The organism is Streptomyces sp. NPDC025638, assembly GCF_055558775.1.
In genome coordinates this window covers 212,054-231,807 of the sequence record NZ_JBVHLX010000007.1, presented here as the reverse complement: position 1 = coordinate 231,807, position 19,754 = coordinate 212,054, and the positions used below count along the sequence as shown (strand labels likewise).

Here is a 19,754-nt window from a genome sequence, read left to right as displayed (position 1 = left end):
AGCACAGCACACGGACCACATGGGCCACACAGACCACACGGGCCCACGGCAGTCGACCGCCTCACGCCTGGAGGCCTTCATCGACGCGATGATCGACATGGGGCAGACCGGGCAGGTCTTCGGCGAGCACGGCATCGGCAAGACGGCGACGTTCTTCTCCCACCTCGCCCGCGCCCACCCGGACGCCACGCTGGTGTACGTCCCCGCGGCGAACCTGACGCCGGACGACCTGCTCGTCAACGCGCCGGTGCGCGACCCGCGGACCGGTGAACTGGTCCTGCGCCAGCTGGTGATGAGCCGGCTCAGGCCGGGCAGGCCCTTCGTGCTGGTCATCGACGACTCGCTGCAGGCGGGCGACACGATCCAGTCGCAGCTGATGCAGATCGCCTGCAACTGGACGCTCGGCGAGCATGATCTGCGCGCCCTGGGCTGCGTCGGCGTGTTCCTGACGGACAACGAGTCGCTGGCCGAGACATCGGCGCGGCGCGGCGACCTGGCGCTGCTCGACCGCATGGTGACGATCCGGATCACCGCGAACGACACCTCCTGGCGGCGCCATCTGGCGGCCAAGTACCGCCAGTGGGACCTGCGTCCGGTGTTCTCCCTGTGGGCCTCGCTCTCCCCGGAGCTGCGTGAGCTGCTCTCCCCGCGCACCCTGGACCATGTCCTGGCCAATGCCAGGGAGGGCTTCCCGCTGCGCTGGGGCCTGCCCCTGGTCGACGGCGAGCGGCTGCGGCTGGCCGAGCCGGGCCCGGACGGCCGCCCCGGTCACAACCGCACGTCGGAGATCCTCGACCGGATCGCCGAGGCGCTCGGCACACGCAACCCGGCCACCATCCCCGACCCCGTACGACAGGTCGTCCGGGCCGCCCTGCGCAACCGGTGGACGGTACTGCTGCAGGGCCCGCCGGGCTGCGGCAAGACGGAGCTGGTGCGCGAGACCCTGCGCGAGGGGCTCGGCCGGGAGGCGCTGTACTTCTCCCTGCCCGTGACGAACGTCGAGGACCTGTGCGCGCCGATCCCGTCCCCGGACGGCACACTGGACAACCTCCTCGCCGCGCCCTTCACCGGTCCCGAGCCGAAGGCGATCGTGTGGGACGAGTACAACCGGCCCAAGGACAAGGCCGCGTTCGCCAAGCTCATGGAGGTCACCCAGGAGTGGTCGCTGGCGGGGCGGCGGATCGAGAACCTGCGGGCGCAGATAGCGGTCCAGAACCCGCCGTACCACCTGGGCCGCAAGCTCCTGGTGTCCCGGAACAACCTCGCCCAGGCGACCCGCTTCACGGCCTCGCTCACCGTGGAGCCGGAGGACATCCCGGCCAACGAGTGGCTCCTTGCGCAGTACGGCACGGACGCCGAGACGGTCCTTGAGTGGTGGAAGCACGACATCGACGACGACGGGCGCGCCTGGATCACCAAGCGCACCCTGGAGCGCCTCATCAAGCTGCACCGGCGGGGACTGCCGCTGGAGATGGGCACCGTCTATCTCGGCGACGGGGAGTACGCGCCCGTGCCGCTCACGGCACTGATCGACCGTCTGCGCGGCCGCCCGGTCACGGGCCTGCGCGAGCTCGCCCGGGACGCCGACCTGTGGGAGGAGCGCCTGCGCCGAGCGGCCGGCCGCTCGGACGAGGGCGAGAACGACAGTGACGTGGTCCATCAGATCCTCGCCAACGCGGAGCTGTCCCAGCTGAAGAAGCACCGGACGGTGGTGGCCCGGCTGGTGGCGCTGCTGCCGCCCAAGCTGCGGGCGACGTATCTCGTGGGAGCGTCGCAGCAGCAACAGCGCTTCTGGACGGAGGTGTTCACCGGGATGCGGCGGAGCTGAGGCGGCGCCGGGGTCCGGGCCGCCAGGCTCCGGGCCGCGGGGCTCCGGGCCGCGGGGCTCCGGGCCGCGGGGCTCCGGGCCGCGGGGCTCCGGGCCGCGGGGCTCCGGGCCGCGGGGCTCCGGGCCGCCGTTCCCCGCCCCGGCTCACGCCTGAGGCGGTGCCGTGCGGTGCACGCTGCGGACGGCCGCCACGTCCGCCGGGACGGCCGGTGCGGGGATGTGTGCGCTCAGAGCGTCCAGCCGGCGTTTGACGCTGGCCGCGATGCCGTTGCCGAGCCGGAAGCGGGTGGCCGTGGTGGCGTGGGCCGCGTGGTCGAGGAGGCGGTGGGCCTCGCGGCTGCGCATCCCGGTGTGGGTCAGGACGAGGTGGGCGAGCCGGTGCTCGCCCTCGGCGAGGGCCGCGGCGATGGTCTCGGCGGCCGTCAGGTCGAGCCGGTTGTCCTCCGCCGCGAGCACCGCCGCCGCCCGGACCCGGCCGAGGTCCAGCAGCGTCACGCCGGCCGCGGTCGCCGCCGTCACCAGGCGGGCCGCGGCCGCCGGTCCGATGCCGTTGCTGGCGACGGCCAGCCGGGTGAGCCGCCCGTACGGTGCCCGTTCCAGGGCCTCGGCCAGCCGGAGTGCGCCCGCGTCTCCCAACCGGGCCGCGGACACGTACAGTTCGTCGACCGCGCCCCCGGCGACGACCGCGGCGAGCGCCCGCGCGCCCGCCTCCCCCAGCGGGTTGCCGCCGACGAAGAGCCGCTCGATCCGGCGCCCACCCTCGGCGGCCGCCAGCAGCGCGTCGGCCAGGACGGCGGCGCCCGGTGCGTCCAGTCCGGTCTGGACGAGGTCGAGGGTGCGCAACGACCGTGCGGACTCGATGAGTTCGGCCGCGGCCTGCCCGCCCCCGCTGCCGAGCGGGTTCCTCTTCAGCCACACGCCGGTGACGACCTGCGGCGAGGCGCGCAGATTGTCGGCGATCCGGCAGGCGCCGCCCGCGGTGATGCCGTTGCAGCCGAGGTACAGCGTCTCGACGTCCCCCGTGCTCCCGGCGACGGCTGCCGCTCCGTCGTCGCCGAGCGCGTCGGTGCCGAGCAGCAGGTGCCGTACCGGAGACGGCCCTTGGGCGAGCGCGTCGGCGATCAGCGCGGCGCCCTCGGCACCGACCCCCTGCTTGCACAGGTCGAGCCGCCCGTCGGGCAGCGCCGTACCGGCCGTGAAGTCCAGCCGCTCACCTGCCGGGCGGCCCGCGCGCAACCAGTCCAGCAGGGGCGCCAGTTCGGCGAAGGGACGCGGCACGACGTACGGCACCCCGGCGAAGCCGCCCGTGTCCGCCCCGGGCTCCTCGCTCACCATTCCGCCTCCCGGTAGTCCTTCAGGAACACCCCCGACACCGGGTCCCCGGCCTCGCCGCGCACGATCGGGTCGTACACCCGGGCCGCCCCGTCCACGATGTCGAGCGGTGTGCGGAACCCGGCCTCGGCCATACGGGCCTTCTTCGGGACCGGGTTCTCGTCGGTGATCCAGCCCGTGTCGACGGCGCACATGTGCACACCCTGGGCGGCGAGTTCCGCGGCGCTGGTGCGGGTGAGCATGTTCAGGGCCGCCTTGGCCATGTTGGTGTGGGGATGGCCCGGCATCTTGTTGCGGACGGCGAAGCGGCCCTCGACGGCGGTCACATTCACCACGTACCGGCGTGGCCGCGGCGCAGCCAGCAGCAGGGGCAGCAGCCGGTCGCACAGCAGGGCCGGGGCAAGGGCGTTGACGAGCTGGGTCTCCAGGACCTCGGCCGGGTCGAGCGCGCCGAGCCGGGCCGACCAGGAGTTCTCCGGGGACGGGTCGGGCAGCAGCCCGGCCTCATCGGCCTCGCGCAGGGCGACCGGCAGCGCGGCGGCCGAGCCTTCCAGCATTCGCATCGGCCGGAACCCGGGCGCCTGCCGGGCCCCGGCGGGCAGCGCGTCGTACTCCCCGGCGGCCAGCAGCGCATACGACTCGGGCAGCCGCCGCACGGTCTGCGCGGCGTTGTTGACGAGGATGTCCAGCGGCCGGCCCTCCTGCCGCAGTTCCTCGCACAGCCCGAGCACCTGGCGCGGGTCGCGCAGGTCGACGGCGAGGACGGTCAGCCGGTCCAGCCACTGCGCGCTGCCCTCGGCCGCCCTGAAGCGGCGCACGGTGTCGTGCGGGAAGCGCGAGGTGACGAGCACTTCGGCGCCGTCCCTGAGCATCATCAGGGCGAGCTGGAAACCGATCTTCACCCGGCCGCCGGTGAGCAGCGCCCGGCGGCCGCTCAGGTCGGTGCTCAGGGCGCGGCGGGCGGTGTTGTCGGCGGCGCACTCGGGGCAGAGCCGGTGGTAGAAGGTGTCGACCTGTCGATAGGGCGACTTGCAGACGTAGCAGGTTCGCGGCCGGAGGAAGACTCCCCCGGCGCCGGACTCGGCCAGCGGGGCGTCCTCGCGGCGGTCCGGGGCGCCGGTCGCGGTCGCCGCCATCGCCGCCGCGTCGGCCGCGGACACCTCGGCGCCGCGTGCCCTGCGGCGCCGCAGCCGGCCGTCGCGCGCGAAGGACGCGGCGACCTGCTCGGCCCGCAGCCGCGCCGGGTCGTCGACGGGCAGCGCGCGCAGCTTGCCCACCACCTGGTGGAACGCGGCCAGTTCCGCCTCGGTGATCGTGTCCGCGGTCGTGCCGGTGACCGTGTCGGTGATCGCCTCGCCCATCCGTACCCGCCCCGTGTCCGCCGTGCCGTGGTCCCGGCCGGATTCGAACCGGCGTATCCACCTTGAGAGGGTGGCGAGTCTGCCTCTGCTCTACAGGACCGAGAGACGCGCCCGGACGACCGGATTCGAACCGGTGTAGCCGCCCTGGCAAGGCGGTGCGCCTGCCTCTGCGCTACGCCCGGACGCGTTCCCGGATCTTAACGGCCAGTCCGGGGTGACGCACCGTCCGGGCCTCACAGTGACGCGCGCCGGAGCTCCAGCCGTTCCTTCTCCGACAGGCCGCCCCAGACGCCGAAGCGCTCGTCGTTGTCGAGCGCGTACGTCAGGCAGGCCGTGCGGATCGGGCACAGGCCGCAGATCCGCTTCGCCTCCCGTACCGAGCTGCCGGGCTCCGGGAAGAAGAAGTCCGCCCCCGTTTGCGCGCACAACGCCTCCTCCTGCCAGGCAAGGTCGGGCGAGGTGATCGTTTCGATGTGCATGAGCAGGATCGTGCCGCCCCGCGAAAAACGTTCGATCAACGCCGGGTCAACGCCGCGGCCGGGGCGTGTACGGGGCCCGCCTGCCGCCCCGATGATGCTCCCCCGGCCCGCGGCGGCGCACGGCGGCGCGCGGGGCCGGGATGAAAACATGAGGAACGCGGCTGGTCACCCAGGGTAGTCGCGGTGGGCGCTGCGCCCCGCGGACGCGCTGCGGCAGCGATTGTCAGTGGGCGGTGCAAGACTCGGCAGTGCACTGAGAACGGGACCCTTTTGAGGAGGGCGAAGATGCTCACCACCCGTTTCGTCAACGGCGCACCCAACTGGATCGACGTCGGCACATCCGACATCGAGGGCGCCACCTCCTTCTACGGCGGTCTCTTCGGCTGGCGGTTCCAGTCGGCGGGGCCCGATGCCGGCGGTTACGGCTTCTTCCAACTGGACGGCAAGACCGTGGCCGGCGGTATGCAGACCACTCCTGAGCAGGGTCCGCCCTCCTGGACCGTGTACTTCCAGAGCGCGGACGCGCAGGCCACGGCCAAGGCCGCCGAGGGGGCGCACGGCAGCGTGCTGCTCCAGCCCATGGACGTGATGGGGCAGGGCCACATGGCGATCCTCGCGGACCAGGCGGGCGTGCCCTTCGGGCTCTGGCAGCCGGGCCGGACCAAGGGTGTGGACAAGGCGAGCGAACCCGGTTCGCTGTGCTGGGTCGAGCTGTACACGCCGGACATTGCCGCGGCCGCCGCGTTCTACAACCAGGTACTCGGTCTGGAGACGTCCGCCATGCCCTTCCCCGGCGGCACGTACACCTGCGTCAACCCCACCGAGGGCGGTGAGGACGCGATGTTCGGCGGAATGGTCCCGCTGGCCGACGACCCCACCGAGGCCGAGGCCGGCGCCTACTGGCTGCCGTACTTCGAGGTCGAGGACACCGACGCCGTGGTCGAGAAGGCGCAGCAACTGGGCGGCAAGGTCCGCATGCCCGCCACGAGCATGGAGGGCGTCGGCCGGATGGCCAAGCTCGCCGACCCGTACGGCGCCCGCTTCGCGGTGATCAAGAGCGAGCCGCAGGGCTGAGACCCGGCGTCCCCGGCGAGGGCGTGAGGCACCCCGGCCCGTCAGCAGCAACGAGGGCCGGGCCGGGGGCCTACGCGGAGGCGCGCCGTACCAGCGTGGTCGGCAGGATGACGCCGGAGGGCGCGTCCGCCGTGGAATCATCCCGGTTGCCGCGGTCCAGGCCGCGCAGCAGGAGGCGGGCCATCAACCGGCCCATCTCCTCTATGTCCTGACGGATCGTGGTCAGGGGCGGGTCTGTCTGTTCGGCGACGGGCAGCATGTCGTCGAAGCCGATCACGGCGACGTCCTCGGGCACCCTCCGTCCGCTCGCGCGCAGCACGCGCAGCGCTCCGGAGGCGCCGAGGTCGTTCGCGGCGAACACCGCGTCCACGTCCGGGCAGCGGTCGAGGAGTTCCCGCATGGCGCGCTCGCCGCCGGCCGGGGTGAAGTCGCTCTCCACGATCAGCAGCGGGTCGGCGTCCGCCATCACGTCCCGGAACCCGTCGAGCCGGTCCACCGCGGAGGTCTGGTCGAGGGCGCCGGTGATGTGGGCGATCCGCCTCCGGCCGAGGCCGACGAGATGGCGTACGGCCTCGCGGGCCCCGCCCCGGTTGTCGCTGTCGACGTACACCGCGTCGGGCGTGCCGTGGCTCCAGCCGGGCCGGCCGCCGAACACCGTGGGGACGCCCGCGCCCCGGATCAGCCCGGGCAGCGGATCGTCGAGGTGCAGCGAGAAGACGAGCGCGCCGTCGACATGGCCTCCGGCGAGATAGCGGGCCACGCGGGCGTGATCGTCCCGGCCCTCGGTGAGCAACAGCACGAGTTGGTTGTCGTGTGCCGTCAGCTCCTTGCTGATCCCGCGCAGTTGCAGGGCGAAGAAGGGGTCGGCGAAGACCCTGGTCTCCGGTTCGGCGACGACCACGGCGACGGCGTCGTGCCGCTTCGTCACCAGGCTGCGCGCGGCCTGGTTGGGGACGTAGCCGAGCTCCTCGACCGCCCGCCGGACCCGCTCCACGAGCGGCTCCCGGACTCCGTCCCCACCGTTGACCACCCGGGACACGGTGGCCCGCGACACCCCCGCCCGCGCGGCCACGGCCTCCAACGTGGGACGCGGCGCTGTCTCGGTCACTTCGCGACTCCTCATCGGCGATTGCGGATCAGGATATCCCCGAGCGAGGACCGTCGTGAGAGCGCTCTCGTCATGGGAAAGGGAGTCGCGGCCCCGGGGTGGGGTCGATGAAGATCGCCGCATGACGATGAGAGAGGCCCATGACACCTGACCGCCTCGCCCCGTACGCGCGCCTGCCGCGGCCGTACCGACACCGGAACGTCCTGCACAGCACCGTCGACACATACGGCCGCGCCCACTGGCTGCTGGGCGGTTCGGCAGGACCGGACGGGCTGTACGACGCCCTGGTCGTGACCGTCGAGGACGGCCGCCCGTACGAGACGCGGCTGAGCGCCGTGCGCGCCCGAGTGCCCGTGATCGACGCGCTGCCGGACGGCGGTTTCGTCGTCGCCGATGCGCGCAGGCGGGATGACGACGAACAGGTGCAGATCTTCGACCCGTTGGGACGTCCTTCGTGGACGTTCACCGTCGGGGACGCCATCGAGCACCTGCTCACCGACGAGTCCGGCAACCTGTGGCTGGGCCACTTCGACGAGGGCGTGTTCGACGACCCGCTGAGCGCACCGGGTGTGAGGTGCTGGAGCAGTACGGGTACGCCGCTGTGGCAGTGCGGCCGGCTGCCCGGAAGCGGCACGTTCGTGGAGTGCTACGCCCTCAATGTGGCTGCCACGGCGACGTGGGTGTACCCGTACACGGACTTCCCGCTCCTGGAGGTGCGCAACGGACTTCCGGTGCGGGTACGCAGCACGCCGGTCGGCGATGCTCGCGGAGTGGCCGTGCACGGTGGCCGGGTCGCGTTCTTCGGCGGGTACGACGACGAGCGCGACCGGCTGGTCCTCGGCGGCCTCACCGACACGGCCGTCGAGCCCCTCGTCGAAGGCCGCCTGCTACGTCCCGACGGCACTCGGTTCGGGCCCGGGCAGACGCTTCGGGTGGTCTCGCGCGGCTCCCGGCTCTACGTCCAGGAGATGCCCTTCGCCGAATGGGGCCTCTTCGATCTCGGCGGTGTCGGTGCGTAGGCGGTCCTAGGGGCCGTTCGGCTCCGGTGGTGGGTCTTGTTTTTCGCGTCGTGCTCGGCTCGGCTGGACGCGCTTGGGCTCTCCGGGCATCTTCGGGTACTCGGGCGGGTAGGGCAGGTCGCCCAGTCCGTGGTCGTGCTCGTCCTTGCGCGCGAGTTCGAGCAGGGCTTCGAGGGAGAAGGCGTGGTCGTCCATGTCGGCGTGCACGTCGCCGAGTTCGGCGAAGCGGGCGGGCATGGTCGCGAGGTCGAAGTCCCGGGAGTGGGCCTCGCCCACTTCCTCCCAGCGCAGGGGGGCCGAGACCGGGGCGTGCGGGCGGGGACGTACGGAATAGGCGGAGGCGATGGTGCGGTCCCTGGCGGTCTGGTTGTAGTCGATGAAGATGCGCTCGCCGCGTTCCTCCTTCCACCACTTGATCGTCACGTGGTCCGGCATCCGACGTTCCATCTCCCGGCCCACGGCGATCGCGGCGCGGCGCACCTGGGTGAAGGTCCAGCGCGGTTCGATGGGCACGAAGACATGCAGTCCGCGGCCGCCGGAGGTCTTGGGCCAGCCGCGCAGTCCGCCGAACTCGTCGAGGACGGTGCGCAGTTCGTGGGCGGCGCGGACGGCGTCGGCGAAGTCGGTGCCGGGCTGCGGGTCGAGGTCGATGCGGAGCTCGTCGGGGCGGTCGACGTCGGTGCGGCGCACCGGCCAGGGGTGGAAGGTGAGGGTGCCGAACTGGGCGGCCCAGACGACGGCGGCCTCCTCGGTGGGGCACATCTCGTCCGCGGAGCGGCCGCTGGGAAAGGTGATGTGGGCGGTGGGGATCCAGTCGGGTATGTTCTTGGGCGCCCGCTTCTGGAAGAAGGACTCACCGGTCACACCGTCCGGATAGCGCTCCAGGGTGGTGGGGCGGTCGCGCAGGGCACGCAGGATGCCGGGGCCGACCGCGATGTAGTAACGGGCCAGGTCCAGCTTGGTGAAACCGCGCTCGGGGAAGAAGACCTTGTCCGGGCTGGACAGCCGCACGGTCCGGCCGCCCGCCTCCAGTTCCACCGCGTCACCCATGCGGCCACGGTAGGCGTACCCCGCACACCTCGCACACCGGGCGGCAGCCGCGGTATGCGCGCAGAATCGGAGCATGGATCTCCCGGTGATGCCGCCCGTGAAGCCGATGCTCGCCAAGTCGGTGGCGAAGATCCCGCCGGACATGCACTACGAGGCGAAGTGGGACGGCTTCCGGGCGATCGTGTTCCGTGATGGGGACGAGGTCGAGCTCGGCAGTCGTACCGGGAAGCCGCTGACCAGGTACTTTCCCGAGCTGGTCGCGGCGTTGAAGGAGCGGTTGCCCGAGCGCTGCGTGCTGGACGGCGAGATCGTGATCGCCCGGGAGGGGCGACTCGACTTCGACGCGCTGACCGAGCGCATCCACCCGGCGGACTCCCGGGTGCGCACGCTGGCGGAGCGGACGCCCGCCTCCTTCGTCGCGTTCGACCTGCTGGCCCTGGCCGACGAGTCGCTGCTGGACGTCCCGCTGACGGACCGCCGGGCGCTCCTCGCCAGGGCGCTGTCCGGGGTGACGGCACCCGTCCATCTGGCACCGGCGACGACCGACATCGACGTGGCGCGGCAGTGGTTCGAGCAGTACGAGGGGGCGGGCCTGGACGGGGTCGTCGCCAAGCCGCCCACCGTGCGCTATCTGCAGGACGAGCGGGCGATGTTCAAGATCAAGCACGAGCGTACGGCGGACGTCGTCGTGGCGGGCTACCGCTTCCACAAGAGCGGTCCGGTGGTGGGCTCGCTGCTGCTCGGCCTCTACGACGACCAGGGCGCCCTGCAGCACGTGGGCGTGTCGGCCGCGTTCGCGATGAAGCGCCGCGCCGAACTGGTCGAGGAACTGGAGCCGCTGCGCATGACGGATGCGGCCGGGCATCCGTGGGCGGCCTGGTCGCAGGAGGCCGCGCACGAGACGGCCCGGCTGCCCGGGGCCCCCAGCCGCTGGTCGGGCAAGAAGGATCTGTCCTGGGTGCCACTGAGGCCGGAGCGGGTGGCCGAGGTGGCGTACGACCACATGGAGAACGGGGTCCGCTTCCGGCACACGGCCCGCTTCCGCCGCTGGCGCCCGGACCGCACCCCGGAGAGCTGCACCTACGCCCAGTTGGAGGAACCGGTGCGCTACGACCTCGCGGAGATCCTCGGCAGCCCAGGCTGACCGGCCCATCCGCCAAGCTCGATCAGAATCACGCGGGTATGGCCATCAATGAACTTATGAGCGCACAATCGACGCACAGACCTGGTGGCAACAGTGGCGACGGTGGGCATGGGGCACAGAGCGCGCACACGACGCGCCGCGACGACAGCATTTCTGGCCGCCGCGCTGACGGCTTCTCTCGCGGCGGGCTGCACGTCGGGACACGGCCCCGGCCCGGTCGACGACGGCCGCGGCGGGACCAGCGGGCCGGCCCCGGGCGGCGGCACCGGCCAGGTGCTCGCCGTGAAGATCGACAATGTGCCCGCGGCCCGCCCGCAGACGGGGCTGGACTCCGCGGACGTCGTGTACGCGGAACAGGTCGAGGGCGGGCTGAGCCGGCTGATGGCGGTGTACGCGACCAAGCTGCCGAAGGTCATCGGGCCGGTGCGCAGCGCCCGCGAATCCGATCTGGAGCTGCTGCGCCAGTTCGACCGGCCGACGCTCGCCTTCTCGGGGGCGCAGACCAAGCTGTTGCCGCTGATCGACAAGGCGCCGCTGCGGCCGGAGACACCCGACAACGCGTCCGACGCCTTCTTCCGTGGCAGCGACAAGGCCGCGCCGCACAACCTCTATCTGCACCCGGACCGGCTGCTGTCCGCCACGCCGGGCGCGGCCGCGCTGACCACCGGCTTCCACTACGGCGCGGCACCGGCGGGCGGGCGGCCCGCGACCTCGCGCACCGTGCGCTACCCGGTGGCCGAGTTCACCTTCACCTGGTCCGCCGACCGGCACCGCTGGCTGGTCAGGACGGACGGCACGCCCACGAAGACGACCGACGGGAAGCGGGTGGCTCCCGCGACGGTCGTCGTGCAGTACGTGAAGGTGCACAAGTCCGCGTACCACGACGTCCTCGGCAACAACACGCCGTACACCGAGACGGTGGGCACGGGGAAGGCGGAGGTGCTGCGGGACGGGCGCGCCTTCGACGCGACCTGGACCCGCGCCGCCGCGGCCGACGGCACGGAGTTCACCACCGCCGACGGCACGCCCATGAACTTCGCCGAGGGCCAGGTGTGGGTGGTGTTCGCGCAGTCCGGCCACTGATTGCGCGTGAGGGTGACCCTGCTGGGCGTAGCTTCGGCGGCACCAGGCATCCGGCGCCGGAGCGTGCCTAGGGTGGGGACATGTCCACTGTTCTGATCACCGGTGCCACCTCCGGACTCGGCCGGTACGTCGCCTTCGAGCTGGTCCGCTCCGGTCATGTCGTGCTCGCCCACGGGCGTGACCCGGAACGGACGCGGCGGCTCATCGAGGAGTTGCGTGCCGAGGGCGAGGCCGAGGGGTTCGTCGCGGACCTCGCTTCGCTCGCGCAGGTGCGCGAGCTGGGCGCCCGGGTGGCACAGGCGCGGCCCGGGCTCGACGTGCTGATCAACAACGCAGGGGTGGGCGCCGGGCCGCGGGGCTCCGGCCGTGAGCTGAGCGCCGACGGGCACGAGCTGCGGCTGGCCGTGAACTACCTCGCCCCCGTCGTGCTGACCCGCGCCCTACTGCCGGTGCTGCGCGCGAACACGCCGTCCCGGATCGTCAACGTCGGCTCGGTCGGCCAGGAGCCGCTCGACTTCGCCGACCCGGAGCTCACCCGCGGCTACAGCGGCGTGTCGGCGTACTGCCGCAGCAAGTTCGCCCTCGCCACCCATACGTTCACACTGGCCGAGGAGCTGGCGGGCAGCGGTGTGTCGGTCAATGTGCTGCACCCCGCGACCTACATGGACACCGCGATGGTCCGCGAGGGCGGGATCACCCCCTGGAACACGGTTGCGGACGGAGCGACGGGCGTCCTGGCCCTGGCCACCCGGGACTTGGGCTCGGGCGGTTATTTCGACGGCACGCGGCCGGCCAGGGCGCACGAGGGGACGTACGACCCCGAGGTGCGCAAGCGCCTGGAAGCGGTCACCGAGCAGCTGCTGGCGATCTGAGGCGGCGCGGTCAGCCGAGGCCCCCGCCCGTCTCCAGTGCCTCTCGTGCCTGCGCCACCAGCCCGTCCGCCCCGCACGAGCGCGCGAGCGCCATGCCCCGGTTGAGTTCGGCGGCCGAACGGGACGCGATGCCGTACTCGACGCGGGCGGCCGCATGTTCGTACTGGCAGGGCGAGGCCTCCAGGTAGGCGACGGCCTGTGCGGCCGGCCGCACCGCGCGCTGCCCGGTCTCCAGGGCGGCCGCGCAGCGCAGGGCCTCGCCGATGGCGGTGTCCGTGCCGAGGCGCTCCGCCTGGCGGCGGGCCTCGGTGGCGAGCCGGGCGGCCCGCGGCGGGTCCTGCACGGCGAGGGCCTTGGCGAGGTCGACGGCCCAGGGCGCGAGGACCGGATGGTGGCCGCCCCGGGCGGCCGCCGCCTTCTCGGCCGCCTCCAGTTCGTTGATGCCCTCCTCGGTGCGGCCGACGGCGAGCAGCAGCCGGCCGCGCACGGAGCGGGGGTCGGGCAGCACGATCGTCGACGGGTAGGGCGGTGCGAAGCCGTACCGCTCGGCCACCGCCCAGGCCTCGTCCACATGGCCGCGGGCCAGCAGCGTGTCGACGAGTCCGCAGGTCGCCGACCAGTACAGGGGCAGGCCGCGGCCGACGCGTTCGGCCAGTGCGAGGGACTCGCGCAGGATGGTCTCCGCGTCCCTGAGGCGGCCCTGCCGACGGTAGGCGAGGCCGAGGAACGCGTTCGCCAGGGAGAGGTGGCCGCCGCTCCATCCCGCGGTCGTATAGGCCCGCAAGGCCTCGGCGAACAGGCTCTCGGCGCGGTCGAGCCGGTCGGCGTAGGTGTACGCGCTGCCCAGCATCATCAGCAGTTCGACGCCCCACTCGGTGTCGGTCCAGCCCAGACCGGGGGCGAGGCGGCCGTTCACGAGGGCGCGGTCGCACAGTTCGACGACCTCCTCCACGCTCTCGCCGTGGGTCATCGCGTCGAAGCCGCGCAGGATCAGCAGGGCGCGCTCGGAGTTGTCACGGCCGGTGCAGGTGCGGGCGAGGTCGGCGAGGCGTTCGGCGCGGCCGGGTGAGGCGGCCTCGCCGTGGATGCCCTCCCACATGAAGTGCACGGCCTGCAGCCGCAGCCGGGCGGGCCCGGGTTGGTGGCGGGCGGCTTCGGCCTCTACCGTGCGGACGGCCTCCTCCAGCTGGTTGTTGTGGAGCAGCGCCTGGGAGAGGCGGAAGACGGCGTCGACGCGTTCGTCGCCGTCGAGGCCGGGCATGCCGAGCGCGCTCTGCAGATGGTCGATCGTGGTCGCGGGCGCGGTCAGCAGCGTGGCGCAGCCCAGTTCGTAGAGCACGCGCGCGTGGACCTCGGGCACGGGCGGTTCGACCAGGGCTCGTTCCAGACAGCGGCGGGCCGCGTCCGGGGCGCCGACGGCGAGATGTTCCCGGGCCGCCTCGCGCAGCTGCTCGACGAGTTCCTCGTCGTCGTCCGGGTGCACCTGGAGGAGGTGCCGGGAGGCCGCGGCGGCACCGCGCCCGGAGTCGGTGACGACCTGGGCGGCGATGCCGTGCATGGCGGTGCACAGGGCCTCGGGGATGGAGTTGTAGACGGCCGACGCGATCAGCGGGTGGACGAACTCCAGCTCGCCGTCGTCGGGCCGGGCGACGGCGGGGTCGGGCTCGGTGAGGATGCGGGCGCTGCACAGCAGTTCGGCGCAGCGTTCGGCGTCGTCCATGCTCATGGTGGCGAGCTGGGCGACCAGGTCCACGGTGATGCCGGTGCCGAGGATGGCGGCCGCCCAGGCGAACCGGGTGGCGTCGATACCGAGGCCCTCCAGCCGGGCGACGAGTCCGCCGCCGCGGGCGGAGCGGTTCAGGGGGCGGAGTTCGCCGGCGTGGGCCTCGACCGGCTGGAGGTCGCTGTCCTGCACCTTGGCGAGGAGTTCGACGGTCTCGTACGGATTGCCGCCGGTGACGGCCCAGACCTCGCGGCAGAACGGGGCGTCGGCGTGCCGGCCGAGGGTGGCACGGGTGAGTCCGGCGGTGGCGTCCGGGGTGAGGGCGCTGAGATGGCTGACGGGGCGGCCCGCGGTGGCGGCGATCGCGTCGAGGTAGCGGGCGCTGTCACCGGACACCTCACCGGGCCGGCGGGCGACCACGACCAGGACGGACAGATCGTCGAGGCGCTCGGCGAACGCGGTGAGCCAGCGCAGGGTCTCCTGGTCGGCCCAGTGCGCGTCGTCGACAAGCAGCACCAGCGGCCATTCCCGTTTGGCCAGTCTGCGGACGGCCGCGACCAGGCCGTCGCACACGCCCTGCGGGTCGGCCTGCCGCTCACCTGGCTCCGTTATGCCGAGCGCGGGCCCCGCGATGTCGTACCAGTCGCCGAGGTACTCGCGGGCCTCCTGTGGCATCAGCGAGACCAGCGCGGGCTGCAGCAACTGCCGTACCACGTTGAACGGGACGGACTTCAGGTTCTCGCCGCCGCGGGTGGACCACACGGTGCACCCGCGCCGTTCGGCGATACGGCGGGTCTCGGTCAGGAGCGCCGTCTTGCCCAGTCCGGCGTCACCCCGGAAAACGAGCAGGTTCCCGGAGGACGAGCGGTCCGCGCACAGGGCGTCGAGCGCCTGTGTGACGGCGGCGATCTCCGCGTCGCGCTCCCACAGGGAAGGCGAAGCGGCCACAGGGGGCCGTGCCTCCGTCATCCCGATACCTCCCCTGGTGTCGCCCGAACGACGTACAGACCACGAGCGTAGCCGTCGGATTGGCTGTGCGGAGGCTGCTCCGGGCACGTGTTGCCGCGACGGGTGAACAGGGACGCGTGAGGACGACGTGCCCCTGCCCGGACCTGCCGCTGTGAAGTCGACGGACCGTCAACAGGGCTGGGAATGAAGCTGACTTTCGAAGATCGCCGGACCCCGCGACAGGCGTCGTCCGCAAGGGCGCTGGCCGCTGGGTCGGTGGGCAATTTCATCGAGTGGTACGAGTTCGGTGTCTACGGATATTTCGCGACGGTCGTCGCGCAGCGGTTCTTCACGCCGGAGGGCGGCGGTGCGGTCGAGGGGCTGGTGAAGGCGTACGCGTCCTTCGCGCTGGCGTTCTTCTTCCGGCCGGTCGGCGCCGCCCTGTTCGGCCGGCTGGGCGACCGGATCGGGCGGCGGCCGGTACTGATCCTGGTGGTCGCCCTGATGACCGGGGCGACCACACTGATCGGCGCGCTGCCGACCTATGCCACGGCGGGCGCCCTGGCCCCCTGGCTGCTCACCCTTCTGAGGGTCGTTCAAGGGCTGTCCGCGGGAGGTGAGTTCGGGGGCGCGGTGTCGGCGATGACGGAGTTCGCCCCGCCGGGCCGGCGCGGGCTGTACGGCGCGTGGCAGTCGTTCACGGTTGCACTGGGACTGCTGGGCGGGGCGGGTGCGGCGGTCGGCCTCGCGACCGTGCTGACGGCGGATCAGTTGAGTGCCTGGGGCTGGCGGTTGCCGTTCCTGCTCGCGCTGCCGATGGGGCTGGGGGCGCTGTGGCTACGGATGCGGCTGGAGGAGACACCGTCGTTCAGGGAGCGGGCGCCGGACGCGGAGCGCCTGCCCGCACGCGAGGTCGTGCGGGCCGTCGCGCTGGGGGCCGGACGGGTGATGGGCTGGTCGGCGGCCGGGTACACCTTCCTCGTCGTCCTGCCGTCGTATCTCCAGACGGCGCTGCACGCGGACTTCCGGCAGGCACTGACCGCCACGGTTCTGGCCAATCTGGGCTTCGCGGCGGCGATCCTCCCGGCGGGGCTGCTCAGCGACCGGATCGGGCGGCGGCCGGTGATGCTGACGGGGGCGGTGCTGGTGGTGGGGGCGGCCGTGCCGCTGTTCAACCTCCTGCAGGACGCCGGGACTTCGTCCCTGGTGAAGGGTGCGGCCGTGTGCGCCGCCGGGGCGGTCGTGGGGCTCATGGCCGGGCCGGGGCCGGCGATGCTCGCCGAGCTGTTCCCGACACGTGTGCGCTGTACGGGGCTGGGACTCGCCTACGCCCTGTCCAATGCCGTGTTCTCGGGGTGCGCCGGGCTCATCATCACGGAGACGGTGAAGCGCACCGGAAACGTGGACGTGCCCGCGTACTACGCGGCGGCGACCTGTGCGGTGAGCGCGCTCGCGCTCCTCGGGCGCCCGGCCGGGAAGGCGGATGGACCAGGTGCTGGTGATCGGACTGATGTCCGGGACGTCGTACGACGCCGTCGACGCGGCGGCGGCCGAGCTGCGCCTCGGCGGTGACACGCTCGTCCTGAAGCCGCTCGGGATGGTGAGCGAGCCGTACGACGACGCGCTGCGGGAATCCCTCGCGGCGGCGCTGCCCCCGTCGGCCGTCCCGCTTGCGGACGTGTGCCGGCTCGACACCCGGATCGGGCAGGCGTTCGCGGCGACGGCCGTCCGGGCCGATCGTGAACTGTGCGACGGGCAGGCCGAGTTGATCGCGTCGCACGGGCAGACCGTCTACCACTGGGTGGACGGCGGCCGGGTGCACGGGACGCTGCAGCTCGGGCAGCCCGCGTGGATCGCGGAGGCGACGGGGCTGCCCGTCGTGGCCGACTTCCGGCCGCGCGACGTCGCCGCCGGCGGCCAGGGCGCACCGCTGGTCAGCCTGGTCGACCTGCTGTGGCTGCGGGGCAGGCAGGGCACGCCGGTCGCACTGAACATCGGCGGGATCGCCAACCTCACCGCGCCGGACGGGACGGCCTTCGACACCGGTCCCGGCTGTGCGCTGACCGATGCCGCGGCCCGGGAGTTCAGCGGCGGGCGGCTGGCGTACGACGCCGACGGCGCGCTGGCCGCCCGCGGCCGGGTGCACGGCCCGCTGCTGGACCGGCTGCTGAGGGAGCCGTACTACACGCGGCCCGCGCCGAAGACCACCGGCAAGGAGCTGTTCCACCCCGGATATGTGCGGGCGGCCGGGCTCGACGGCCTGCCCGCGGACGATGTGCTGGCGACACTCACCCAGTTGACGGCGCGCACGGTCGCGGACGCCGTACGGTCCGTGGGCGCCACGGAGGTGATCGCCTCGGGCGGCGGCACGCGCAACCCGGTGCTGATGGCGATGCTGCGGGACCGGCTGCCCGGGGTGGCGGTGCGCACCTCCGACGAGTTGGGCCTGCCCTCGGCCGCCAAGGAGGCGTACGCCTTCGCGGTCCTGGGGTTCCTCACGGCGCACGGGCTCGCGGGCACCGAACCGGTCAGCACCGGCGCCCGGCATCCCAGCGTCCTGGGGTCGGTGACACCGGGGCGGGGCGGGCTGCGGCTGCCCGCGCCCGCGCGGCACGCGCCGGTGCGGCTGGAAGTGGAGTGACCATGGCCGGGAGAGCACGGTCCCGGATCGGCGACACGCAACTGTTGCGGGCCCTCTCATCCCGCTTTCACCGACGCCTCATACGGTGGGGGCATGACGCAGGTGACTCCTCCGGGGTGGTACCCCGACCCCGGGCAGACGAATGACGGTCCACCCACCGAGCGCTGGTGGGACGGCAGGGCGTGGACGGACCAGACCCGCCCCGCCGGGTCGGGGGCCGCCTGGGGTCCCCCGACGCAGCCGCAGGGCGCGGGCCCGTACCCGGCCTACGGCGGCCACTCCGAATATCCCGGGTATCCCGGGTATCCCGCCCAGCCGCCGGCCGGCTCCCGGCGCGGTCTGCGCACGGGGATAGCCGTCGCGGTGGCCGTCGCGGTGCTCGCGAGCATCGGGGTCGGCGTGTACGCGCTCGCCAAGCACGACTCCGGCGGCGACCGGGCCGGTTCGCAGCAGGGCCAGGGCGGGCCGGGCGGCCGGGGTGGCCCAGAGGGACAGAACGGCGGCCAGGGCGGACCGGGCGGCGGCTCGGGCGGATCGGGCGGCGGCTCGGGCGGCCCCGGCGGTCAGTCGCCGTCGCCGGGCCAGTCCGAGGCGCCCAAGGTCGAGGGCGGCGGCAGCGTGCCGGACCCGATCAACGGGATCAGCCTGCCCGTGCCCAAGGGCTGGACCGGGCAGGCCATGAACGTGGGCGCGCAGATCTCGTCGAACGACTCGTACAAGTGCCCGGGCGACACGTCCAAGTCGTGTGTCCCCGGCGGCGCCTACTCGGCACCGGCGGCGCTGTTGCGCACCAAGGGCAGCACGGCCGAGGAGGTCGCCAAGGCGGACATCGCGGCGAACGCCAAGGAGTCCTACGGAGGCACCACCTACGGCAGCATCACCTCGCACGAGGTGCTCGCCTCCAAGGCGGTGACCGTGGCCGGGCAGAAGGGCTATCTGGTCCGCTGGAAGGCGGTCACCAGCAAGGGCGCCGACGGCTACGTCGAATCGCTCGCCTTCCCCTCCCCGGCGAGTCCCGACCGGATGGTCGTGGTCCGCTTCGGCATCGACGTCGGGCAGAAGCTGTCGGTCATCGACGAGATCACCAAGGGGATCAAGGTGTCGTCCGGCGGCGGCAACGGCCAGAACGTCTGACTCCCCCGGCCCGGCCCGCCCCGGCACATGATGCGGCCGGGTGGGGTGCCCCTCCGCTCAAGGGGAACCCCACCCGGCCGGGGGTGTGCGCCGCCCCCGTCCCCACGGTGCGGCGCGAGCAGGTCACCGTCCAGTCATCCCATGGACGGCGGCCTGGGTCTCAGGTCAGCCCGAGCGAGGGCAGCACGGCGGCCTCCACGAACCGGACGAGATAGTCGGAATCGGCGTACTGCCCGCTCAACACGGGCCGCACGCGCAGCACTCCGAACATCATGGCGGGGATGTACTCGAGCGCCGGATGACCGGCCCGCACCTCGCCCCGCTCGACGCCACGCCGCAGGATCTCCTGGAGTGCGGCGATCTCGGGATCGACGAGGGCCTCGCGCAGCGCCTGCTGCAGCTCGGGGTCCTGGGTGATCGCGTGACTGAGGGCCTGCAGCAGCCGGGTGTCCTTGCCCGACCAGTCCCCCGCGTCCCGCGCGGCCTGGCGCAGGTCCTCGGCGAGTGATCCGGTGTCGATGCCGGCGAAGCGCGCCTGACGGTTGGACCGCAGCGCCGCGGCCACGAACTGGGGCTTCGTCTTCCACTGGCGGTAGAGCGTGGACTTGCTGCACCGGGTGCTGGTGGCGACGCCCTCCATGGTGACGGAGTCATAGCCGCACTCGCGGATCTGTTCGAGCACGGCGTCGAAGAACTCCCGCTCACGCTCGGGCGTGATCTTGGAGCGGCGCGAGGCGGCGACCGTCTCCGGTCCGTCCGCGGCCTGCGACGTCATGCGCCTCTCCTCACTCGTGTGCGACTCGTGCGCCCTGCCGTTGCTCAAGGCCGCCTGAAGCGGTCCTCAAGCGCGGCTTCGAAGCCTGTAACCAGTGTGTCGTACCTCTATCGATACGCCAGTGTACCGGTACTCGCGCGTATCGGTACACTGGCGTATCGGTACGGAGACGTATCGATGAGT

The 19,754-nt window shown here is 72.8% G+C and carries 16 protein-coding genes and 2 tRNA genes; 9 read left to right on the top strand and 9 right to left on the bottom strand.

The genetic code is table 11. The features are described 5' to 3' along the window. Positions 1-19: 19 nt before the first annotated feature. On the top strand, positions 20-1,828 hold the full coding sequence (locus tag ACZ4EG_RS20055; protein WP_467791677.1) for an AAA family ATPase: 1,809 nt from the start codon (positions 20-22) through the stop codon (positions 1,826-1,828). Between the two features lie 144 nt (positions 1,829-1,972). Here ACZ4EG_RS20055 and ACZ4EG_RS20050 read toward each other — a convergent pair whose 3' ends face one another. From ACZ4EG_RS20050 to ACZ4EG_RS20030, 5 genes are all read right to left on the bottom strand, one after another. Further along, complete coding sequence (locus ACZ4EG_RS20050) at positions 1,973-3,163, bottom strand: leucine-rich repeat domain-containing protein (protein WP_467791529.1); 1,191 nt, start codon at positions 3,161-3,163, stop codon at positions 1,973-1,975. After that, positions 3,157-4,521: an SDR family oxidoreductase gene (locus ACZ4EG_RS20045; RefSeq protein WP_467791528.1), complete on the bottom strand. Its 1,365-nt coding sequence runs from the start codon at positions 4,519-4,521 to the stop codon at positions 3,157-3,159. Before ACZ4EG_RS20045 ends, ACZ4EG_RS20050 begins: the two co-directional genes overlap by 7 nt. A gap of 28 nt (positions 4,522-4,549) precedes the next feature. Beyond that, positions 4,550-4,621: transfer RNA gene (locus tag ACZ4EG_RS20040), tRNA-Glu, on the bottom strand. Positions 4,622-4,631: 10 nt separating this feature from the next. Next, positions 4,632-4,703 (bottom strand) — tRNA-Gly (locus ACZ4EG_RS20035). 51 nt (positions 4,704-4,754) lie between these two features. Continuing rightward, complete coding sequence (locus ACZ4EG_RS20030; RefSeq protein WP_453545329.1) at positions 4,755-5,000, bottom strand: WhiB family transcriptional regulator; 246 nt, start codon at positions 4,998-5,000, stop codon at positions 4,755-4,757. 285 nt (positions 5,001-5,285) lie between these two features. On the opposite strand from ACZ4EG_RS20030, the gene ACZ4EG_RS20025 reads away from it, so the two are divergent. Beyond that, the gene (locus ACZ4EG_RS20025; RefSeq protein ID WP_467791527.1) at positions 5,286-6,074 is read left to right on the top strand and encodes a VOC family protein; all 789 of its coding nucleotides are present in this window, start codon (positions 5,286-5,288) and stop codon (positions 6,072-6,074) included. Between the two features lie 70 nt (positions 6,075-6,144). Here ACZ4EG_RS20025 and ACZ4EG_RS20020 read toward each other — a convergent pair whose 3' ends face one another. Further along, positions 6,145-7,182, bottom strand: a complete 1,038-nt coding sequence (locus ACZ4EG_RS20020; protein WP_467791526.1) for a LacI family DNA-binding transcriptional regulator — start codon at positions 7,180-7,182, stop codon at positions 6,145-6,147. Positions 7,183-7,322: 140 nt separating this feature from the next. Between ACZ4EG_RS20020 and ACZ4EG_RS20015 the strand changes: the two genes are divergently transcribed. Beyond that, positions 7,323-8,201, top strand: a complete 879-nt coding sequence (locus ACZ4EG_RS20015) for a hypothetical protein (RefSeq protein WP_467791525.1) — start codon at positions 7,323-7,325, stop codon at positions 8,199-8,201. A gap of 6 nt (positions 8,202-8,207) precedes the next feature. On the opposite strand, the gene ligD is transcribed toward ACZ4EG_RS20015, so the two are convergent. Next, positions 8,208-9,251: a non-homologous end-joining DNA ligase gene (gene ligD, locus ACZ4EG_RS20010; protein ID WP_467791524.1), complete on the bottom strand. Its 1,044-nt coding sequence runs from the start codon at positions 9,249-9,251 to the stop codon at positions 8,208-8,210. A gap of 73 nt (positions 9,252-9,324) precedes the next feature. Between ligD and ACZ4EG_RS20005 the strand changes: the two genes are divergently transcribed. From ACZ4EG_RS20005 to ACZ4EG_RS19995, 3 genes are all read left to right on the top strand, one after another. Beyond that, positions 9,325-10,395, top strand: coding sequence for an ATP-dependent DNA ligase (locus ACZ4EG_RS20005; protein ID WP_467791523.1), 1,071 nt, complete (start codon positions 9,325-9,327; stop codon positions 10,393-10,395). A 108-nt stretch (positions 10,396-10,503) separates the two neighbouring features. After that, a complete protein-coding gene (locus tag ACZ4EG_RS20000; protein WP_467791522.1) occupies positions 10,504-11,478 on the top strand; it encodes a DUF3048 domain-containing protein in 975 nt (324 codons plus the stop codon). Between the two features lie 80 nt (positions 11,479-11,558). Further along, positions 11,559-12,350 (top strand): SDR family NAD(P)-dependent oxidoreductase, encoded by a 792-nt coding sequence (locus ACZ4EG_RS19995; protein WP_467791521.1) that lies wholly within the window; start codon positions 11,559-11,561, stop codon positions 12,348-12,350. 10 nt (positions 12,351-12,360) lie between these two features. On the opposite strand, the gene ACZ4EG_RS19990 is transcribed toward ACZ4EG_RS19995, so the two are convergent. Continuing rightward, positions 12,361-15,042 (bottom strand): ATP-binding protein, encoded by a 2,682-nt coding sequence (locus ACZ4EG_RS19990; RefSeq protein ID WP_467791520.1) that lies wholly within the window; start codon positions 15,040-15,042, stop codon positions 12,361-12,363. Positions 15,043-15,225: 183 nt separating this feature from the next. Here ACZ4EG_RS19990 and ACZ4EG_RS19985 point away from each other — a divergent pair, with 183 nt between their 5' ends. From ACZ4EG_RS19985 to ACZ4EG_RS19975, 3 genes are all read left to right on the top strand, one after another. Next, the gene (locus tag ACZ4EG_RS19985) at positions 15,226-16,593 is read left to right on the top strand and encodes an MFS transporter (protein ID WP_467791519.1); all 1,368 of its coding nucleotides are present in this window, start codon (positions 15,226-15,228) and stop codon (positions 16,591-16,593) included. Next, positions 16,514-17,662: an anhydro-N-acetylmuramic acid kinase gene (locus tag ACZ4EG_RS19980; RefSeq protein WP_467791676.1), complete on the top strand. Its 1,149-nt coding sequence runs from the start codon at positions 16,514-16,516 to the stop codon at positions 17,660-17,662. The genes ACZ4EG_RS19985 and ACZ4EG_RS19980 overlap by 80 nt, the downstream gene beginning before the upstream one ends. A gap of 93 nt (positions 17,663-17,755) precedes the next feature. Further along, positions 17,756-18,796: a DUF2510 domain-containing protein gene (locus tag ACZ4EG_RS19975; RefSeq protein WP_467791518.1), complete on the top strand. Its 1,041-nt coding sequence runs from the start codon at positions 17,756-17,758 to the stop codon at positions 18,794-18,796. A gap of 160 nt (positions 18,797-18,956) precedes the next feature. On the opposite strand, the gene ACZ4EG_RS19970 is transcribed toward ACZ4EG_RS19975, so the two are convergent. Then, positions 18,957-19,571 carry a TetR/AcrR family transcriptional regulator gene (locus tag ACZ4EG_RS19970; protein WP_453545307.1) on the bottom strand — a complete coding sequence of 205 codons (615 nt, stop codon included), beginning with the start codon at positions 19,569-19,571 and terminating at the stop codon, positions 18,957-18,959. Between the last annotated feature and the right edge of the window lie 183 nt (positions 19,572-19,754).

Coding starts and splice junctions, on each gene's coding strand:
- ACZ4EG_RS19985 (WP_467791519.1), top strand. CDS start 15,226: ATGAAGCTGACTTTCGAAGATCGCCGGACCCCGCGACAGGCGTCGTCC.
- ACZ4EG_RS20030 (WP_453545329.1), bottom strand. CDS start 5,000: ATGCACATCGAAACGATCACCTCGCCCGACCTTGCCTGGCAGGAGGAG.
- ACZ4EG_RS19970 (WP_453545307.1), bottom strand. CDS start 19,571: ATGACGTCGCAGGCCGCGGACGGACCGGAGACGGTCGCCGCCTCGCGC.
- ACZ4EG_RS20050 (WP_467791529.1), bottom strand. CDS start 3,163: ATGGTGAGCGAGGAGCCCGGGGCGGACACGGGCGGCTTCGCCGGGGTG.
- ACZ4EG_RS19990 (WP_467791520.1), bottom strand. CDS start 15,042: ATGACGGAGGCACGGCCCCCTGTGGCCGCTTCGCCTTCCCTGTGGGAG.
- ACZ4EG_RS20000 (WP_467791522.1), top strand. CDS start 10,504: ATGGGGCACAGAGCGCGCACACGACGCGCCGCGACGACAGCATTTCTG.
- ligD (WP_467791524.1), bottom strand. CDS start 9,251: ATGGGTGACGCGGTGGAACTGGAGGCGGGCGGCCGGACCGTGCGGCTG.
- ACZ4EG_RS20025 (WP_467791527.1), top strand. CDS start 5,286: ATGCTCACCACCCGTTTCGTCAACGGCGCACCCAACTGGATCGACGTC.
- ACZ4EG_RS19995 (WP_467791521.1), top strand. CDS start 11,559: ATGTCCACTGTTCTGATCACCGGTGCCACCTCCGGACTCGGCCGGTAC.
- ACZ4EG_RS19975 (WP_467791518.1), top strand. CDS start 17,756: ATGACGCAGGTGACTCCTCCGGGGTGGTACCCCGACCCCGGGCAGACG.
- ACZ4EG_RS20015 (WP_467791525.1), top strand. CDS start 7,323: ATGACACCTGACCGCCTCGCCCCGTACGCGCGCCTGCCGCGGCCGTAC.
- ACZ4EG_RS20005 (WP_467791523.1), top strand. CDS start 9,325: ATGGATCTCCCGGTGATGCCGCCCGTGAAGCCGATGCTCGCCAAGTCG.
- ACZ4EG_RS20055 (WP_467791677.1), top strand. CDS start 20: ATGGGCCACACAGACCACACGGGCCCACGGCAGTCGACCGCCTCACGC.
- ACZ4EG_RS20045 (WP_467791528.1), bottom strand. CDS start 4,521: ATGGGCGAGGCGATCACCGACACGGTCACCGGCACGACCGCGGACACG.